The following is a 582-nucleotide window of genomic DNA, read 5'->3' on the forward strand; positions in this document are numbered from 1 at the left end:
CCCCCAGACTTTCTCTCATAGGGAAAAGGGAACGCCTGGGGGCAGGTTGCTCACAAAATCAGTTAATCAGGATTGGTTGCCGAAATAAAATACCGATAAGCAATGCTTCGATAGAGCTGTCCTATTCATCTGCGTGCCATAAGGGAACGAATACCGGACGGGGCAGAATCCTGGTTAGGCGATTGCCATAGTTCCCCCTTTGTTCTACTATGACTCATCGCGCTCCAATTCCGGGACACCATGATTTGTAAACTTACGGGAACCTTCAAAATGCTCGATGAAAATGCAGGATCCAAAGTTGCGCCGCGTATCCGCCAACTCGACGATGCAGCGATAAACCGCATTGCTGCTGGCGAAGTTGTCGAACGACCATCATCGGCTGTGAAGGAACTGGTCGAGAACGCGATTGATGCGATGGCGACCCGGATTACAATCGATATTGCTGACGGCGGCAAAACACTGATCCGTGTCACGGATGATGGGTACGGCATTCCGGCCGAGGATTTGCCGCTCGCCCTGTCTCGTCATGCAACGTCCAAGCTGGAAGGGTCCGACTTACTCAACATTCATACCTTTGGGTTT

At 51.4% G+C, this 582-nt stretch carries 1 protein-coding gene; it reads left to right on the forward strand.

The genetic code is table 11. The features are described 5' to 3' along the window. Nucleotides 1-270 precede the first annotated feature (270 nt). On the forward strand, nucleotides 271-582 hold a 312-nt coding region (locus ACFWW2_RS00010; RefSeq protein WP_393925314.1), incomplete at its 3' end, for an ATP-binding protein.

It is taken from the genome of Yoonia sp. R2-816, assembly GCF_046762905.1.
In the GTDB taxonomy this organism is placed as follows: Bacteria; Pseudomonadota; Alphaproteobacteria; order Rhodobacterales; family Rhodobacteraceae; genus Yoonia.